This window comes from Ruegeria sp. N4 (assembly GCF_056531425.1).
Genome location: NZ_JBQFLT010000005.1, coordinates 12,979 through 28,969, shown reverse-complemented (window position 1 = coordinate 28,969; position 15,991 = coordinate 12,979). Strand labels below are relative to the sequence as shown.

General features: G+C 61.9%; 15 protein-coding genes. 11 read left to right on the top strand and 4 right to left on the bottom strand.

The window, feature by feature from the left end:
* Window positions 1-12 precede the first annotated feature (12 nt).
* Genes ACR0LW_RS09550 through ACR0LW_RS09540 form a run of 3 tightly spaced genes read left to right on the top strand, consistent with a single transcriptional unit; the run spans window position 13 to window position 3,544 of the window.
* Window positions 13-1,041, top strand: coding sequence for an ABC transporter permease (locus tag ACR0LW_RS09550; RefSeq protein ID WP_170454498.1), 1,029 nt, complete (start codon window positions 13-15; stop codon window positions 1,039-1,041).
* Window positions 1,038-2,192, top strand: a complete 1,155-nt coding sequence (locus tag ACR0LW_RS09545) for an ABC transporter permease (protein WP_170454501.1) — start codon at window positions 1,038-1,040, stop codon at window positions 2,190-2,192. Before ACR0LW_RS09550 ends, ACR0LW_RS09545 begins: the two co-directional genes overlap by 4 nt.
* Window positions 2,189-3,544: a CoA transferase gene (locus tag ACR0LW_RS09540; protein WP_480882459.1), complete on the top strand. Its 1,356-nt coding sequence runs from the start codon at window positions 2,189-2,191 to the stop codon at window positions 3,542-3,544. Before ACR0LW_RS09545 ends, ACR0LW_RS09540 begins: the two co-directional genes overlap by 4 nt.
* An 87-nt stretch (window positions 3,545-3,631) precedes the next feature.
* On the opposite strand, the gene ACR0LW_RS09535 is transcribed toward ACR0LW_RS09540, so the two are convergent.
* Window positions 3,632-6,004 (bottom strand): mechanosensitive ion channel domain-containing protein, encoded by a 2,373-nt coding sequence (locus ACR0LW_RS09535; RefSeq protein WP_480882458.1) that lies wholly within the window; start codon window positions 6,002-6,004, stop codon window positions 3,632-3,634.
* Window positions 6,005-6,394: 390 nt separating this feature from the next.
* Between ACR0LW_RS09535 and ACR0LW_RS09530 the strand changes: the two genes are divergently transcribed.
* The 7 genes from ACR0LW_RS09530 to ACR0LW_RS09500 are packed head-to-tail and all read left to right on the top strand — an operon-like array spanning window position 6,395 to window position 12,892.
* On the top strand, window positions 6,395-7,609 hold the full coding sequence (locus tag ACR0LW_RS09530; RefSeq protein WP_480882456.1) for a glycosyltransferase family protein: 1,215 nt from the start codon (window positions 6,395-6,397) through the stop codon (window positions 7,607-7,609).
* Window positions 7,606-8,853: a glycosyltransferase family 4 protein gene (locus ACR0LW_RS09525; protein ID WP_480882454.1), complete on the top strand. Its 1,248-nt coding sequence runs from the start codon at window positions 7,606-7,608 to the stop codon at window positions 8,851-8,853. Before ACR0LW_RS09530 ends, ACR0LW_RS09525 begins: the two co-directional genes overlap by 4 nt.
* The gene (locus ACR0LW_RS09520; RefSeq protein WP_480882452.1) at window positions 8,853-9,929 is read left to right on the top strand and encodes a glycosyltransferase family 4 protein; all 1,077 of its coding nucleotides are present in this window, start codon (window positions 8,853-8,855) and stop codon (window positions 9,927-9,929) included. Before ACR0LW_RS09525 ends, ACR0LW_RS09520 begins: the two co-directional genes overlap by 1 nt.
* Window positions 9,926-10,510, top strand: coding sequence for a histidine phosphatase family protein (locus ACR0LW_RS09515; protein WP_480882451.1), 585 nt, complete (start codon window positions 9,926-9,928; stop codon window positions 10,508-10,510). The genes ACR0LW_RS09520 and ACR0LW_RS09515 overlap by 4 nt, the downstream gene beginning before the upstream one ends.
* Entirely contained in the window at window positions 10,507-11,649 is a 1,143-nt protein-coding gene (locus ACR0LW_RS09510) for a glycosyltransferase family protein (protein WP_480882449.1), read from the top strand. The genes ACR0LW_RS09515 and ACR0LW_RS09510 overlap by 4 nt, the downstream gene beginning before the upstream one ends.
* On the top strand, window positions 11,646-12,398 hold the full coding sequence (locus tag ACR0LW_RS09505) for a polysaccharide deacetylase family protein (protein ID WP_480882448.1): 753 nt from the start codon (window positions 11,646-11,648) through the stop codon (window positions 12,396-12,398). Before ACR0LW_RS09510 ends, ACR0LW_RS09505 begins: the two co-directional genes overlap by 4 nt.
* 17 nt (window positions 12,399-12,415) lie before the next feature.
* The gene (locus tag ACR0LW_RS09500) at window positions 12,416-12,892 is read left to right on the top strand and encodes a class I SAM-dependent methyltransferase (RefSeq protein ID WP_170623880.1); all 477 of its coding nucleotides are present in this window, start codon (window positions 12,416-12,418) and stop codon (window positions 12,890-12,892) included.
* Here the strand turns inward: ACR0LW_RS09500 and ACR0LW_RS09495 are convergent, their stop codons facing one another.
* Window positions 12,893-14,035 carry an alpha-D-ribose 1-methylphosphonate 5-triphosphate diphosphatase gene (locus ACR0LW_RS09495; protein WP_480882447.1) on the bottom strand — a complete coding sequence of 381 codons (1,143 nt, stop codon included), beginning with the start codon at window positions 14,033-14,035 and terminating at the stop codon, window positions 12,893-12,895.
* A gap of 53 nt (window positions 14,036-14,088) precedes the next feature.
* Here ACR0LW_RS09495 and ACR0LW_RS09490 point away from each other — a divergent pair, with 53 nt between their 5' ends.
* Window positions 14,089-14,772: a DUF1045 domain-containing protein gene (locus ACR0LW_RS09490; protein ID WP_480882445.1), complete on the top strand. Its 684-nt coding sequence runs from the start codon at window positions 14,089-14,091 to the stop codon at window positions 14,770-14,772.
* On the opposite strand, the gene ACR0LW_RS09485 is transcribed toward ACR0LW_RS09490, so the two are convergent.
* Entirely contained in the window at window positions 14,754-15,302 is a 549-nt protein-coding gene (locus ACR0LW_RS09485; protein ID WP_480882444.1) for a phosphonate metabolism protein/1,5-bisphosphokinase (PRPP-forming) PhnN, read from the bottom strand. The genes ACR0LW_RS09490 and ACR0LW_RS09485 overlap by 19 nt on opposite strands.
* On the bottom strand, window positions 15,299-15,982 hold the full coding sequence (phnL, locus tag ACR0LW_RS09480) for a phosphonate C-P lyase system protein PhnL (protein ID WP_480882442.1): 684 nt from the start codon (window positions 15,980-15,982) through the stop codon (window positions 15,299-15,301). Before phnL ends, ACR0LW_RS09485 begins: the two co-directional genes overlap by 4 nt.
* Between the last annotated feature and the right edge of the window lie 9 nt (window positions 15,983-15,991).

Here is a 15,991-nt window from a genome sequence, read left to right as displayed (position 1 = left end):
AGGAGCAGCTAAATGGTCATGCTGCGCTATGCGGTGTATCGCTTTTTCACGATGCTGCTGACCCTGTTGGTGGTCTCGGTCCTGATTTTCGTGATCATCAACCTGCCGCCCGGCGACTATCTGAGCAATCAGATCGCCGAACTTCAGGCCTCGGGCCAATCGGCAGGCGTGGCCAAGGCCGAGTTCCTGCGCACGGAATACGCGCTGGACCGCCCGATGTGGGAGCAATACCTGATCTGGATGGGGTTCTGGCCCGGCCCGCACGGCTTTTCGGGCATGTTGCAGGGCAACTGGGGCTGGTCCTTTGAATTCGACCGCCCGGTGTCCGAGATCGTTGGCGATACGCTGTGGCTGACCGTTGTCGTGAACCTTGCCGCGATCCTGTTTGTCTATGCAGTCGCCCTGCCCCTTGGCGTGATTGCCGCCGCGCGGTCGCGGACATGGATCGACTATACCTCGGCCTTTGTGGGCTATCTGGGTCTGGCGACGCCGAACTTCCTGCTTGCGCTGATCCTGTTTTACTACGGGCATCAGTATTTCAACTTGCCCATCGGTGGGCTTATGGACCCCAAATTCGAAGGCCAGCCGATGAGTTGGGATAAACTCAAATCCATCCTGATCCACCTGATCGTGCCAACCTTCGTCATCGGCACATCCGGAGCCTCGGCCATGATGCAACGCCTGCGGGCGAATATGCTGGATGAGTTGGGCAAGCCTTACGTCGAAACAGCCATCGCCAAGGGCATGGCCCCGTCCCGGATGCTGACCAAATACCCCCTGCGCGTGGCCTTTAACCCTTTCGTGGCCGATATCGGCAACCTGCTACCCTCGATGGTATCCGGCTCGGTTCTGGTCTCGGTCGTTCTGGGCCTGCAGACCATCGGCCCGACCCTGCTGACGGCACTCAAGACGCAGGATCAGTTCCTGTCGGCCTTCATCCTGATGTTCGTGGCACTGCTGACGCTGATCGGCACTATGATCTCTGATATTCTGCTGGTCATGCTCGATCCGCGCATTCGGTATGAGGGGCGCGAAGCATGACCGACCGCCCCGATGATCGCTTTGTCGATGACGCCCCGTTCGACCCGCAAGCCTCGGTCCAGCAACTGGAGCGCGCCGATCTGGACGCCCCAAACTGGGTGCTGGTCTGGCGGAAATTCAGAACGCACAAGCTGGGCCTGATTTCGGGCATCTTCCTGTTGCTGTGTTATCTGATGCTACCATTCGCCGGGTTCATCGCGCCCTATGGCCCAAATGACCGGAACGGCGAACACCTTTATGCTCCGCCTCAGTCGATCAACTGGTTCCACGAAGGCGAATTCAAAGGCCCGTTCATCTATCCCATCGTGGCCGAGGCGGATCTGGAGACGTTCCAGTGGAAGTTCGTCCCCGATACCGAAGACCCGCGCCCGATCCGCTTCTTCTGCGAAGGGTCGGAATACCGACTGGCCGGCCTGATAAAATCCGACACTCATCTGTTCTGCGCCCCGGACGGCGCAACCCTGTTCCTGTGGGGCTCGGACCGGTTGGGCCGCGATGTGTTCAGCCGTATCCTTTACGGCGCGCAGCTATCCCTGACCGTGGGCCTGATCGGCATCTCGGTCTCATTCTTCCTTGGCATCCTGTTCGGTTCCATGGCCGGGTATTTCGGCGGGCGCATCGACTGGACCATCAACCGGGTCATCGAGGTCCTGCGCTCTCTGCCCGAGCTTCCCCTGTGGCTGGCCCTGTCCGCCGCCGTGCCATCGAACTGGAGCCCGGTCGCGGTGTTCTTCATCATCTCGATCATTCTTGGCATCCTCGACTGGCCCGGCCTCGCCCGATCCGTCCGCGCCAAGTTCCTGTCCCTGCGGGAAGAGGAATATGTCCGCGCGGCCGAGATGATGGGCGCAAGTTCGGGTCGGGTGATCCGCAAACACCTGTTGCCCAACTTCATGTCCCACCTGATCGCCTCGGCCACACTGTCGATCCCGGCGATGATCCTTGGGGAAACGGCGCTTAGCTTCCTGGGCCTCGGCCTGCGCGCCCCGGCGGTCAGTTGGGGGGTGATGCTGAACGATGCGCAGAACCTGGCCTCGATCGAGATCTACCCGTGGACCGCCATCCCGATGCTTCCGATCATCGTCGTTGTTCTGGCCTTCAACTTCCTTGGGGATGGATTGCGCGACAGCCTTGATCCCTATCAGCAATGAGCCTGCTTGCCTCCTTGCCGGCGTCCGACGGCTATCGCACCACCGGGTCCGGGGTATTGCCCAGCGCCTTCGCGGTTTCTGAGCTTGCAACTGCCAGCCTTGCCGCCGTGGGTCAGGAGGTATCGCGCCTGATGGTGGCGCTCAATCTGACGCCCACAGCGCCCGACATCGAGGTCAACCAACGTCTGGCCTCGCTCTGGTTTCGCTATTCCTTCAAGCCCGATGGGTGGCAGATGCCCAGCCTGTGGGACGCCATCGCAGGGGATTACCGTGCCGCAGATGGCTGGATTCGACTGCACACCAACTTGCCGCACCACCGGGCCGCCGCGCTGAAGGTCCTGGGCACCGAGGCCGACCGGGATGCGGTCACGCAGGCCCTCAGGTCGTGGTCCATTGGTGATCTGGAAAACGCCATCGTCGCGGAAGGCGGCGTTGCCGCTGCAATGCGCAGCCGGGTCGAGTGGCAGGACCACCCCCAAGGTCGTGCAGTCGCCCGAGACCCGCTGATCGGATGGCACAGCCCCAGACATATCACGCTGCGTGATCGGCCCCAGGCCACCGCTGAACGCCCGCTGGCAGGGTTGCGCGTGCTGGACCTGACGCGGGTTCTGGCGGGTCCGGTCTCGACCCGTACGCTCGCCGGGCTTGGGGCCGACGTGTTGCGCATTGATCCACCGGATTGGGATGAACCCGGCGTGATCCCCGATATTTCTCTGGGCAAGCACTGCGCTTATCTGGACCTGAAATCAACTGATGGGCTGGCGCGACTGCAGGCTCTGCTGGCCGAGGCGGATGTCTTTGTCCATGGCTACCGTCCCGGTGCTTTGGACGCCTTGGGCCTGACCAAATCCAAGCGGGACGAACTGGCCCCGAACCGGGTCGAGGTCACGTTGGATGCCTATGGCTGGCAAGGCCCCTGGGCCGGGCGGCGCGGGTTCGACAGTCTGGTGCAGATGAGCGCCGGAATTGCGCATACCGGCATGAGCTGGGCGCAGGCGGACAAACCAACCCCGTTGCCGGTTCAGGCATTGGATCATGCAACCGGATACCTGATGGCCGCCGCTGTCCTGTCTGCACTGGCTGAGGCGGCGCAAAGCAACTCGGTCATGCATGCGCAACTGTCCCTTGCCCGCACGGCCGAGCTTCTTGCCGTTTTGGGCAAGACCGACGCAGCGGACGAAATCAGGGAAGCCACAAAAAGCGACTATTCCAAAACCATGGAAAATTCAGGCTGGGGGCCCGGATACCGGCTGAAACCGCCCCTTACCGTGGGCGGGACCGAACTGCGCTGGCCCCGTCCCGCCAACAAACTGGGCACATCTGATCCTGTCTGGCCGACGCCAGCCCCCTGACACACCCGCCGCGCGGCACGCGCGGCCCGGCCCAACGCTTTGGGTGGCGTCTCGTCAGAGACGCAGACCTAAGGGGCGGGAGAGCCCCTAGCGGTCGTCGCCGCCGGGGCCGATATCGTCCAGATAATCCTCGTCAATCGCGGCCTGAACAGCGCCGGTTACAGCCTCGCGCTGCTTTGGTGTCAGGTCTTCGGCGTTCTTGTCATCTGCCAGCCGCACAGTGACCTCGCGATGGGCAAAACGGATACCTTCGCGGGCAAACAATTCGCGGATTTCCTGATACACCTTCTTGCGCACCAGCCACTGATCGCCCGGTTTGGTCATGAACTTGACCCGGATGATCATCGCGGAATCCTGCATCTCGATCACGCCCTGCGATTTCAGCGGCTGGATAAAGTTCTCGCCGATCACCGGATCGCTCAGCAATTGCTGGCCCAGCTTCTTGATCAGTTTGCGGACCTTTTCCACATCGGTGTCATAGGTGACACGCAGGGGCAGCTTCATGATTACCCAGTCGCGGGAATAGTTGGTCAGAACCTTGATCTCACCAAAGGGAATGGTGTTCAGCGCGCCCAGATGGTGGCGCAACTGGAACGACCGGACCGAGATCTTTTCGACCGTCCCTTTCACATCCCCAATGTCGATATACTCCCCCTTGCGGAACGCATCATCCAACAGGAAGAACGCGCCCGAGAATATGTCGCGGACCAGCGTTTGCGAGCCGAACCCAACGGCCAGACCAACCACACCAGCACCGGCGAACAGCGGGCTGACATTGATGCCCAGTTCCATCAGCACGATCAGCACAATCGTTACCACGACAACGGCCAGAATCGCCCCCCGGAACAGCGGCAACAGAGTCGCCAACCGACTTTGACCGCCTTCGCCACCTTCATCACCCAGTTCGGCCTCGGTCCCGTCATCGGATTCTTCGGCGATTTTACTGTCGATCCAGATGCGGAAGAAGTTGAACAGGATGTAGCCGATGAACAGGATCACCATGACATCCAACGCGCGCCCGACGGGCAGGTCTTCGCTCCAGCTGGCCTCGGGGTTCCAGATCACGACCAGCGCGTACATGCCGACCACAAAGGCCAGAATACCAGCAACACGGCGGGCCAGATCCTCGTAGGTCAGGATCGTGTGCTTTCGTTGCGTGGCCTCTGGCGTGTCCGAAACGAGTTCGCCCTCCAGAGGTTCGTCCGCCGTGGCATTCTTTTCTTCGATCTGGCGGCTGCGGTTGAAATAGCGTTCCAGCAGATAGTTCATCGCACCATAGGCCACGACGACGGACATGAAGATCGCGTAGCTGCTGGCCACAATCGGGACCGAGTTTTCATTCTCCAGAACCAGATCCACTGCCAGCTTGAACCAGCTGAATACCATGTAAATGATCAGCACCGGGGCCCAGGCGAATGAGATGAACCGCAAGATCCACGACACCTGACCGGGCGCGCGCCCACCCCGGATCGCATTGGAAATGGCACCTGCATTGAACAGGATCATCAGGATATTGCCCAAGGCCCCCACCATGGTCAGACCACCATAGACCATGGCATAGACATTGTAGTTCAGCCCGAAATCCGCCACCCAGGTCGAGAACATGACGACCGAGATGTCATAGGTGGCCAGTGCCGACGCCCAGATATACAGCCGCTTCGCGTTGCGGTCGGAAAAGGGCGGCAGGCGATATTGGCTCAGATACGGCGACAGCACCATCCGCCACAGGTCGGACACCGTGCGTGACAGGAAAAAGGCTGTGAAGATGGCCGTTACCGTGAATTGGATCGAGATATCCTCGGCCTCGCCAAAAAACAGGTACCCGACGATCAGGGCCATCAGCATCGCAAATATGGTTCCGCCGATTCCCATCAGGAAGCGGAACACAAGGAACGGCATTTTTTCGCGATAGCCTTGGGGGTTTTCTTTGCTTCGGGCCACGACCCAGCGTTTGGCAAAGCGTTTGCCGTAGATTTCCGTCGACAGCCATCGGCCCAACAACAGGAACAGGACGTTCCAGACCAGAACCTCGACATAGGTCTGAATGCGCCCATCGGGGCTGGTTTGGCGCAGGACGTACTGAACCTCGAATACCGAATAGGGCAAGGCTTCCAGGCGCGAGGCGACCGACTCGCGGAACTTCGAAAACCGCTCTTGCGCCCGCATCAGTTGCGATCCGTCGGCCATTGGGTTTTCTGCCGAGTCCTCGGACGCAGCCCCTCCGCCAATGGTCGAGGTCACAACCTGCCCCGCACTGTCGATCACGATGACGCTGGCGCCAGCCTCGCTGGCGGCGCGGATCGCGGCGGCCAGATCGCCTTCGCTGGCTGTCTCGGTCTCGTCAGTTGATCCTGTCGGATAACCGGGGATCAGAGAGGTTTGCGCAGAAACGCCAACGGGCAAGACCAGAAGAACGGTCAGCAACGCCAGGATCAATCCAGCCAGAAAGTTAGGTTTCATAGGGTCTTGCATCCTAAACTCAAGATGCCGCTCAGAATACAGAACCCTTACGCTCTGTTCAAACCATCACGGCCATCGAACTCAATATCGTGCCGGGGCGTGGTCCTGGCGCAATGGGTCACTGCGGGTATTTTCAACTTCGTAAAAATTGAATATGACCTGTATTGCGCCCAGGCGCTGCCCAACTGGCCGTTTTCTCGACCATTCCGCTAACAATGCCAAACCCCGGAGAAAAATGCTCGCGATACAACATTCTTCTGTTGCCAATTCGCAATGCCTCGCGCATTTGCGATTGGGCCTTTCCGCCTTTGGCAAGCAAGGCTTAACAATATAAGATAACTGGTGCGAACGCGCGGATCCTGCACCAAGACCAGAAAAACAGGCACCAATATGAGCCTCGGCACAAACACTCTTAAATCCGGTCGCGCGCCGCGCATCCTGTTTTACAGCCATGATACCTTTGGTTTGGGTCATCTGCGACGCTCGCGCGCATTGGCGGCGGCGGCAACACAGGCAGACCCAACCGCATCGGCGCTGATCCTGACCGGCTCGCCCGTGGCCGGGCGGTTCACCTTTCCCCGCCGCGTCGACCATGTGCGCCTGCCCGGCGTGACCAAGCGCGCCGACGGATCTTATGCCGCGCGCACCATCGGCATGGGAATCGATGAAGTGACCGAGCTGCGCGCAGGTCTGATCCAGACAGCGGTGCAGCAATTCGATCCGGACATGCTGATCGTCGACAAGGAACCCACCGGGTTTCGCGGCGAATTGTTGCCGACGCTGGAATATCTGGAAAACAACTGCGGCACCAAGCTGGTCCTTGGTCTGCGCGATGTGCTGGACGAGCCCGAGGTGCTGGCCGCCGAATGGGACCGGAAAGACGCCGTTACCGCGACCGAGCGGTTTTATGACGAGATCTGGGTTTATGGCCTGCGCTCGATCTACGACCCGACCGCTGAGTTGCCTCTGAACCCTGCAACGCAGTCCCGCATTCATTGGACCGGCTATCTGCGGCGTGACCTTGGCCCTGTCGGTGAACCGCCTGAACAGCCCTATATCCTGATCACCCCCGGTGGGGGCGGCGATGGCAAGGCCATGGTCAATCTGGTTCTGTCTGCCTACGAACAAGACCCCAATCTGTCGCCCCGTGCCGTTCTGGTCTATGGGCCATTCCTGTCCGGCGAACTGCGCGAGGATTTTGAAGCCCGCGTGGCGGCGCTGAATGGTCGGGTGACGGCTGTGGGTTTCGAATCCCAGATCGAAACCCTGTTTGCCGGTGCTGCCGGTGTGGTCTGCATGGGGGGCTACAACACCTTTTGCGAGGTTCTGTCCTTCGATAAACGCGCCGTCATCGTTCCGCGTACCACACCGCGTCTGGAACAGTGGATCCGCGCCTCGCAGGCCGAGGGGTTGGGTCTTGTCCGAATGCTGGACGAAACCCGCGACGGCCTGACGCCTGATGCGATGATTCAGGCCATTCGTGCACTGCCGCAACAGCCGTTGCCGTCCGAGACGATCCAGGCTGGCCTGCTTGACGGTCTGGATTACGTGACCGACCGGATCGAAACCCTGCTGACCGGCGAACAGGAACGGGCCACCGGATGAGTGCAAATACGCCGAAGCTGGCGGTGCTGGTCAAAGGCTGGCCGCGCCTGTCCGAGACGTTCATCGCGCAGGAACTGGTCGCCCTTCAGGACGCGGGCCACGCGTTTGACATCTGGTCACTCCGCCACCCGACGGACACCAAACGCCATCCGCTGCATGACCGCTTTACCGGTCGCGTGCACTACCTGCCCGAATACCTGTATCAGGAACCCCTGCGGGTCTGGTCCGCACGCGCGATTGCCCAGGGTCTTCCGGGCTATGCAGAATCATACCGGGTATGGCGGCAAGACCTGCGTCGTGATCCCACCCACAACCGCATCCGCCGCTTCGGGCAGGCCTGCGTTCTGGCTGCGGAACTGCCCGGCGACACACGGGCGCTTTATGCGCATTTCATGCACACCCCGTCCTCGGTCGCGCGCTATGCGGCCATCATGCGCGGCGTTCCGTGGAGCTTTTCTGCCCACGCCAAGGATATCTGGACCTCGCCGGAGTGGGAGAAACGCGAAAAGCTGCAGGCGACGACGCATGGCGCAGCCTTCGGGGCCACCTGCACCGCCATCGGGGCGCAACACCTGCGCGGTTTGGCGGATACCCCGGATCGGGTCGATCTGATTTACCACGGGCTGGACCTAGGCCGCTTTCCGTCCCCGCCCGAGCGCGCGTTGCGCGATGCAAATGGACCCTTTCACATGGTCTCGGTCGGGCGGCTGGTTGAGAAAAAGGGCTTTGATCGCCTGATCGCTGCCTTCGCCCTGCTGCCCAAGACACTGGACTGGCACTGGACCCACATCGGCGGCGGCGGCCTGGGTCAGGCGCTGCAGGATCAGGCAAAGGCGGCAGGCGTTGCGCACCGCATCACCTGGAAAGGCGCTTGTGATCAGCCCGAGGTGATTGCGGCGATGCGGGATGCGGACCTGTTCGTGCTGCCCAGCCGAATTGCCGATGACGGCGACCGGGACGGATTGCCGAATGTGCTGATGGAAGCGGCCTCGCAAAAACTGCCGATCCTTTCGACGCCCGTTTCCGCCATTCCCGAGTTTATCGAGACCGGAACGCATGGCGTTCTGTCCAAGGATGACCCAGCGGCTTTGGCCGAGGCGATTGCCCAGATGGCGGCGCAGCCAGCGAAAACTGCCCAGATGGCCCAAGCAGCTTATGATCGTTTGCTTGCCGAATTCCGGATGGACCCGGGCATCGCTCGATTGTCGGCCCGGCTGAGCGCTTTGTGCACGGACGCCGCCTGATGGCGCGCGTCGCGTTCTATGCGCCGATGAAGTCCCCCGACAGCCCAAAACCTTCGGGCGACCGGGAAATGGCCCGCAACCTGATGCAGGCCATTTCGGCGCAAGGGGACCGGGTCGATCTGATCTCGGACCTGCGCATCTATGACAAAACCGGAGATGCGGCACATCAGCAATCGCTGCGTTTGGCGGCTGAGGCCGAGGCGCAGCGGTTGATTTCCCGGTTGCCGTCGGACGTCGATCTTTGGGTGACCTATCACAACTACTACAAGGCCCCCGATCTGTTGGGCCCTGTGGTATCAAAGGCGCGCGGCATTCCTTATGTTCAGTTGGAAAGCACCCGCGCCTCCAGCCGCCTGACCGGCCCCTGGTCGGGCTTCGCCCGGGCGGCGCACGCGGCCTGCGATGCGGCGCAGGTGATTTTCTATCACACGGCAAATGACCTGATCACCCTGCAGCGCGACCGCTGCAACAATCAGGCTTTGGTCGAGTTGCCACCTTTCTTACCGATCTCCGACCTGCCACCAAGCGGCACCGCGGACGGCCCGATGCTGAGCGTCGGGATGATGCGCCACGGGGACAAGCTGGCCTCGTACACCATTCTCACCGAAGCCTTGGCGCATCTGACTGGCGACTGGCACCTCAACATCGCGGGGGACGGCCCCGCCCGCCCCGAGGTCGAGGCCCTGATGGCACCCTTTGCGGATCGCGTCACCTTCTTGGGTCAACTGGATCGGGACGCTCTGCAAGCTGCCTACCAAGCCGCCAGCCTGTTCGTCTGGCCTGGCGTGAATGAGGCCTATGGGATGGTCTACCTCGAAGCGCAGGCGGCCGGTCTGCCCGTTGTGGCGCAGGATCGGCCGGGGGTTCGGGATGTTCTCTGTCCGTCGGATTACCCATCCGTGGACGCCGGAGTACCGGGATTTGCCACGCATCTTCAGGCGCTGCTGGATGACCCCGCCAGACGCCGAACCCTTGGTGCCGACGCGCGGGCGCATGTGGCAGCGCATCACCTGATGCCGCGCGCAACCGAAACCTTCTGGGCGGCGGTGCGCCCGTTGGTGGAGGCATCGGCATGACCAGACTGGCCCTCTTGCGACACGGGCACACAAGCTGGAACCGCGCCGGGCAGATACAAGGGCGCAGCGATATTCCCCTTGATGATGACGCGCGGGCTGAAATGGCGGGCTACGATCTTCCACCCGGATGGGAGCAGGCTGACATCTGGTCCAGCCCATTGGCCCGCGCCCACGAGACGGCGCAGTTGGTATCGGGTCGCATTCCGCAGACATCTGCGGCCCTGACCGAGATGAACTGGGGCGATTGGGAGGGGCTGCGCGGCGTCGATCTGATTGAAGACCCCAAAAGCGGCTATCGCCATATCGAAGACTGGGGCTGGGACTACCGCCCGCCCAATGGCGAAAGCCCCGCCGAGGTCTGGAGACGCTTGCAACCATGGCTGTCTGGGTTGCAGAAAGACTCGGTCGCGGTCTGCCATATCGGCATCATGCGGGTGATCCTCGCCCGCGCCTGGGGTTGGAATTTTGAAGGCCCCGCGCCTTTCAAGATCAAACGCAATCGGCTTTATATCGTTGAGATGCCTGACCTGACCGCCGAACCTGACCCTGTGCGCCTGATCCCACGCGGAGCCACGCAATGAGAGTGATGATCGTCGTCACCCATCTGCTGGGCACAGGTCATCTGAGCCGCGCGCTGACATTGGGCCGCGCCTTTGTGGATGATGGGCAGCAGGAGCTGGTTGTGTCGGGCGGCATGCCCGCGCCGCAATTGAACTCGGATGGCATGACCCTGCTTGGCCTGCCGCCGTTGCGCTCGGACGGGACGAATTTCACCCGCCTTCTGACAGAGACCGGCGAGGTCGCCGATGCAGGGTATCTGACTGCGCGGAGCACCGCTTTGGTTCAGGCGATACACAGCTTTCAGCCCCAGGTTCTGATCACCGAGCTTTTCCCCTTTGGCCGCCGTGTGCTGGCCGCCGAGTTCGAAGCGGGGCTGGAAGCCGCACACGCACTGGAATCGCGGCCCATCATTCTTTGTTCGATCCGCGACATTCTGGCGCCGCCCTCGAAACCCGCGAAGGCCGAACGCGCCGATGACATCGTGCAGCGTTATTATGATGGTGTGCTGGTGCATTCTGATGAAAACATCACCCCGCTTTCGGTCAGTTGGCCGGTGTCGGAACGCCTTGCCGAACGGCTGCATTATACGGGGTTTGTCGCACCAGAGGCACCAAGCCTGCATCCAGACGCCGTGGGACGGGACGAAGTTTTGGTCAGCGCAGGCGGCGGATCTGTCGGCCAGCCGATCTTTCGCGCGGCCATCGAGGCCGCCCGAAAGATGTCCAACAGGCGCTGGCGCCTGTTGGTGGGCGGGCGGGACGCAAAGGACCGCATTGCCGAGTTGTCCGGGTACGTTGATGGGGCACCGGTGACGCTGGAACCAGTGCGCCCGGATTTCAGGCAGATGCTGCCCCATGCCGCGGCCTCGGTCAGCATGTGCGGCTACAACACCGCTTTGGATATCCTGCAATCCGGAACGCCTGCGGTGTTTGTACCCTTTGATGATGGCAAGGAAGTCGAACAGGGGCTGCGCGGTCAGAGCCTCTCGGGTTTGCCCGCAATCGAGCTGTTGCACAGTCAGGACCTGACCGGGATTGCTTTGGCCCGGCGGGTCGAACGCGTGATCTCGGAAGGGCGGCGCAAGCCGGAACGCGCAGGGTTTGACGGTGCACAGCGCAGTGTTGAAATCGCAAAACACTTGTGGGAGCAGCGGCTGTGAACCCCGATTGGAACCCTCTGGACGCCGAACTGGCGCTGTGGCGCGAAGGCGACCTGACCCTGCCCCTCTGGTGGCGGGACGACGATGCGACGACGCACACAGCGCAATTGGACAGGCTGACCGAACTGTCCGAGCGGTTGGGCTTGCCTGTCCATCTGGCGGTGATCCCTCGGGATGCGGATGCAAGACTTGCGGGATATGTCGAACGGCATCCGACATTGATCCCCGTTGTCCATGGATGGGCGCATCAGAATCACGCACCCGAAGGTGAAAAGAAGTCCGAGTTTAGGGCGCATCGACCATTGGATGCGGTTGTCGCCGATGCAAAAGCGGGGCTTACCCGTATGACAGAGATGTTCGGTGATCGGCTGCGACCAATGTTTGTCCCCCCTTGGAACCGGATCGGCGATGAAACCGTCGCGCAACTGCCCGCGCTTGGCTTTCGCACCCTGTCCACGGCAACGCCGCGCAAGGCTGCGATGGCCGCACCGGGGCTGGAACAGATCAACACCCATCTCGATCCGATTGACTGGCGTGGAACACGCGGGCTGGTTGCTCCGGATGTTTTGATCTTGCAGGTCGTGGACTTTCTCAAGGATCGCCGCAATGGACGGGCAGAGAATGCTGAACCGTTCGGAGTGCTGACCCACCACCTTGTCCACGACCCGAACATCTGGGCCTTCACCGAGGCCCTGCTGACGAAACTACTGGACGGCCCCGCACAGGCGTGGACCGCCCCCAAGACCTGAAGAACGGAGTTCCCCTGATGAGCCGATTGGATTCCATGCTGCGTCGCCTGACTGCCCAGCGCGACGGGCTGAACTGGGCCGCATCCCGGATCGCGGATAAGGACGGCGATGTGCTGGACATGGGCCTGGGCAACGGGCGCACCTATGACCACCTGCGAGAGATCCTGCCCAACCGGCGCATCTGGGTGATGGACCGGGTGTTGCAATGCCACCCCGACAGCACCCCGCCCGAACAGGATTTCCTGCAAGGCGAGGCCGAGCCGATGCTGGAAAGGCTGGCCCGTGAAGGCCACAAGATGGCCATGGCGCATTATGATTTCGGACGTGGGATCAAGGAAGAGGACGTGGCCGAAGCTGCCCGCCTCAGCCCGTTGATCGCGCAGGTGATGCAGCCCGGAGGGTTGCTGATCTCGGGCCAGCCATTGGTGGGCTTCGATCAGATCAAAGGGCCCGAAACCATCGCACCGGACCGGTACTTGTTTTACCTTGCCTGATCAGGCCACGCGCTGCCCACGCGACCAGACCGCCTTCAAGGCCGGAACATCGCCCCGCATCTGAAACCGGATCAGGTCGGCACGCGCGCCGCTGCGCAGCTCTCCCCGGTCGTGCAACCCTGCGGCTTGCGCCGGGGCCAGAGTGACGGTCCTGAGACCGCGTGCCATGTCGCCCCACATCTCACCCAGACGCACTGCCGACAGCAACAGGGCCGATGGCACATAGTCCGACGACATTATGTCCAGATGGCCCAGCAGGGCCAGTTCCTCGGCCGCCACATTCCCGGAATGAGAGCCGCCACGTATGATGTTCGGCGCCCCCATCATCACCTTGATGTCGTGGTCATGACAGGCGCGCGCGGCCTCGACCGTTGTTGGGAACTCGGCCAGATGAATGCCGTGGCCTGCAGAAACCTTCACCTGATCTTCGGTCGTGTCATCATGGCTGGCGATCACCGCCCCGAACCGTTGCGCGGCCTTCACGGTTTCGACCTCGTGCGTGTCACCGTGTTGGTCGCGCAGGCCCTTCAACTGCGCCACATGCTGCAGAAACGTATCGTCGTCCATCGCGTATTTGCCCTTCATATAGGCCTCGAACTTTGACAGATCGCGAAACTGCCGCTGGCCCGGCGTATGGTCCATGATCGACACCAGCCCAACCCGATCCTCGGGGCCGAACTCATCCAGCTCCTCGACCAGCGTTTCCGAGCACACCTCGGCCCGCAGATGCAGGAAATGGCTGATCTTCAGCGCGTCCTGCTCTCGCAAATCCCATAATTCTTGGGACAGATCACGGGCGTATTTCCCGTATCGCGCGGCCCCTGACGGGATCGAGCCCACGCGCATGGCATCGAAGACAGTGGTGATCCCGGTGCTGGCCAGTTCGGCATCGTGGGCAAGGATCGCGGCGGCATGCGGCCAGTCCACCCGAGGGCGCGGCTGGATATGGCGTTCCAGATTGTCCGTGTGCAACTCCACCAATCCGGGGCAGACATAGTCGCCGCCGCAATCGATCGCCCCCGTCGGAACCGAGGTGCCTGTGTCCATCTCCGCAATGGTGCCACCGACGATCCGAACGCTGCCGGTCACGGTCTCTTCGGGCAACACAAGCGTGGCATTGGCAAGGATCATTTCTTCTGTCATCTGAACTTCACGCAGTTTGAGATATTGAACGGCCACGTAGCTAGGAGGCCAATGTGACATTCACGCGATACGCAATCTATTTTGCCCCGCCCGCTGACGCGGAATGGACGAGATTTGCCACCCGTTGGCTGGGCTGGGACATGGAGGTCGGAACGCAGGTCACGCACCCGATTGTCGACGGCATCGACGTGGCCACCGTCACCGAGGTTCCGCGCAAATACGGGCTGCACGCAACGATGAAGCCGCCCTTTCGCTTGCGAGACGGCCATTCCGTGGACGCGCTGCACGATGCCTGCGCCGCGCTGGCCGCGCGTCACGCGCCGGTCACGCTGGACGGGCTCGAGATCGCGCGTCTGGGCCGGTTTCTGGCGTTGCGCCCCGTTGGGAACACAGCTGCCCTGAACGCTCTGGCCGCTGGCTGCGTGCAGGATCTGGATACGTTTCGCGCGCCCGCGTCCGAGGCGGAACTGGCCCGCCGCCGGGCGGCAAAGCTGACCCCGGAACAGGACGCCAATCTTGTTCAGTGGGGCTATCCCTACGTGCTGGACGCGTTCCGATTTCACATCACGCTCAGCGGGCGATTGGACAAAGCTACGCTGACAGACGTCGAAAGCGCACTGGCCGTTCATCTGGCCCCGCTGCTGCCGTCGCCCTTCCAGATCAACGATCTGGCCCTGATGGGCGAGGCTCAGGACGGTCGCTTTCACCTGATCCATCGCTACGCCCTTTCCGGCTGAAGCTGCGCAAGGATTTGGCTGACCGTGTTATCCAAAGCACCCGAATTGTCGATCTCGATCACCCGGTTCAGCCCGTCCGGCAGGGGCGTTTTGGCCCGGCCCAGACGCTTGGCCTGATCCGCCGCGCTTTCGCGATCCCGCGCGGCCAGCCGCTGTGCAAGCACATGGGCATCAGCGGTCAGAGAGATTACGATCAGATCGCCAAACACCTTCTGCGCCTGCACCAGCACAGCGCGTGAGAAATTGACCAGCACCGCCTGACAGTTTTGTCGCTGCTCGGCGATCCCGGCTGGTACGCCATACAGCAACCCATGCGCAGGCCAGTGCATGGCAAAGGCACCGTCCAGCACCATCTGCTCGAACACCTCGACCGAGACACGGTCGAACTCCTCGCCCTCTTCCCCTTCGGGCCGGGTGATCACCCGCCGCAATCGCTGAATACCCGGCGCGCGCGCCTCCAGCGCCGCCATGACGCTGTCCTTGCCAACGCCTGATGGACCCACAACCGCTATGACCGGGGCAAGACTCATGCCGCCTGTCCGGGCGTGAATGTGGACACATCCACCGCGCGGTCGCAGACCCGATCACGCGCATCAACGTCGTGGAATATCCCAACTATCGCCGCGCCACGCGCCTTGGCCTCATCGATCAGCGAAAGAACGGTTTCCCGGTTCTGTGCATCCAGACTGGCGGTCGGTTCGTCCAGCAACATCGCCGGATACTCATGCGCGAAGCCGCGCGCGATGTTCACACGTTGTTGTTCGCCTCCGGAAAAGGTCGTCGGGCTCAGGGACCACAGCCGTTCCGGAATGTTCAACCGCGCCAACAATCCCGCCGCCTTGTCCAAAGCCACCTGTCGGTCGCATCCAATCGCCAGTAACGGCTCGGCCACCACCTCCAGCGTCGGCACCCTTGGCACAACCCGCAGAAACTGGCTGACATAGCCAAGCGTGTCCCGCCGCAGAGCCAGAATCTCGCGCGGTTCGGCTTGCGCAACATCCAACCCAGCAACCAGTACCGAACCGGACGCGGCCAGATAGTTGCCATAGATCACCCGCATCAAGGTGGACTTCCCCGCACCAGACGCCCCTGTCAGGGCAACACATTCGCCCGGCGCCACCGTCAGGGAAGCCCCCTCCATAACCGGGATCACCGCACTGCCCTGGTTGTGCAGGGTAAAGCTCTTGCTGACGTCCTTCAGCTCAATCATCACTTCATC

Coding starts and splice junctions, on each gene's coding strand:
- ACR0LW_RS09550 (WP_170454498.1), top strand. CDS start 13: ATGGTCATGCTGCGCTATGCGGTGTATCGCTTTTTCACGATGCTGCTG.
- ACR0LW_RS09545 (WP_170454501.1), top strand. CDS start 1,038: ATGACCGACCGCCCCGATGATCGCTTTGTCGATGACGCCCCGTTCGAC.
- ACR0LW_RS09540 (WP_480882459.1), top strand. CDS start 2,189: ATGAGCCTGCTTGCCTCCTTGCCGGCGTCCGACGGCTATCGCACCACC.
- ACR0LW_RS09535 (WP_480882458.1), bottom strand. CDS start 6,004: ATGAAACCTAACTTTCTGGCTGGATTGATCCTGGCGTTGCTGACCGTT.
- ACR0LW_RS09530 (WP_480882456.1), top strand. CDS start 6,395: ATGAGCCTCGGCACAAACACTCTTAAATCCGGTCGCGCGCCGCGCATC.
- ACR0LW_RS09525 (WP_480882454.1), top strand. CDS start 7,606: ATGAGTGCAAATACGCCGAAGCTGGCGGTGCTGGTCAAAGGCTGGCCG.
- ACR0LW_RS09520 (WP_480882452.1), top strand. CDS start 8,853: ATGGCGCGCGTCGCGTTCTATGCGCCGATGAAGTCCCCCGACAGCCCA.
- ACR0LW_RS09515 (WP_480882451.1), top strand. CDS start 9,926: ATGACCAGACTGGCCCTCTTGCGACACGGGCACACAAGCTGGAACCGC.
- ACR0LW_RS09510 (WP_480882449.1), top strand. CDS start 10,507: ATGAGAGTGATGATCGTCGTCACCCATCTGCTGGGCACAGGTCATCTG.
- ACR0LW_RS09500 (WP_170623880.1), top strand. CDS start 12,416: ATGAGCCGATTGGATTCCATGCTGCGTCGCCTGACTGCCCAGCGCGAC.
- ACR0LW_RS09495 (WP_480882447.1), bottom strand. CDS start 14,035: ATGACAGAAGAAATGATCCTTGCCAATGCCACGCTTGTGTTGCCCGAA.
- ACR0LW_RS09485 (WP_480882444.1), bottom strand. CDS start 15,302: ATGAGTCTTGCCCCGGTCATAGCGGTTGTGGGTCCATCAGGCGTTGGC.
- phnL (WP_480882442.1), bottom strand. CDS start 15,982: ATGATTGAGCTGAAGGACGTCAGCAAGAGCTTTACCCTGCACAACCAG.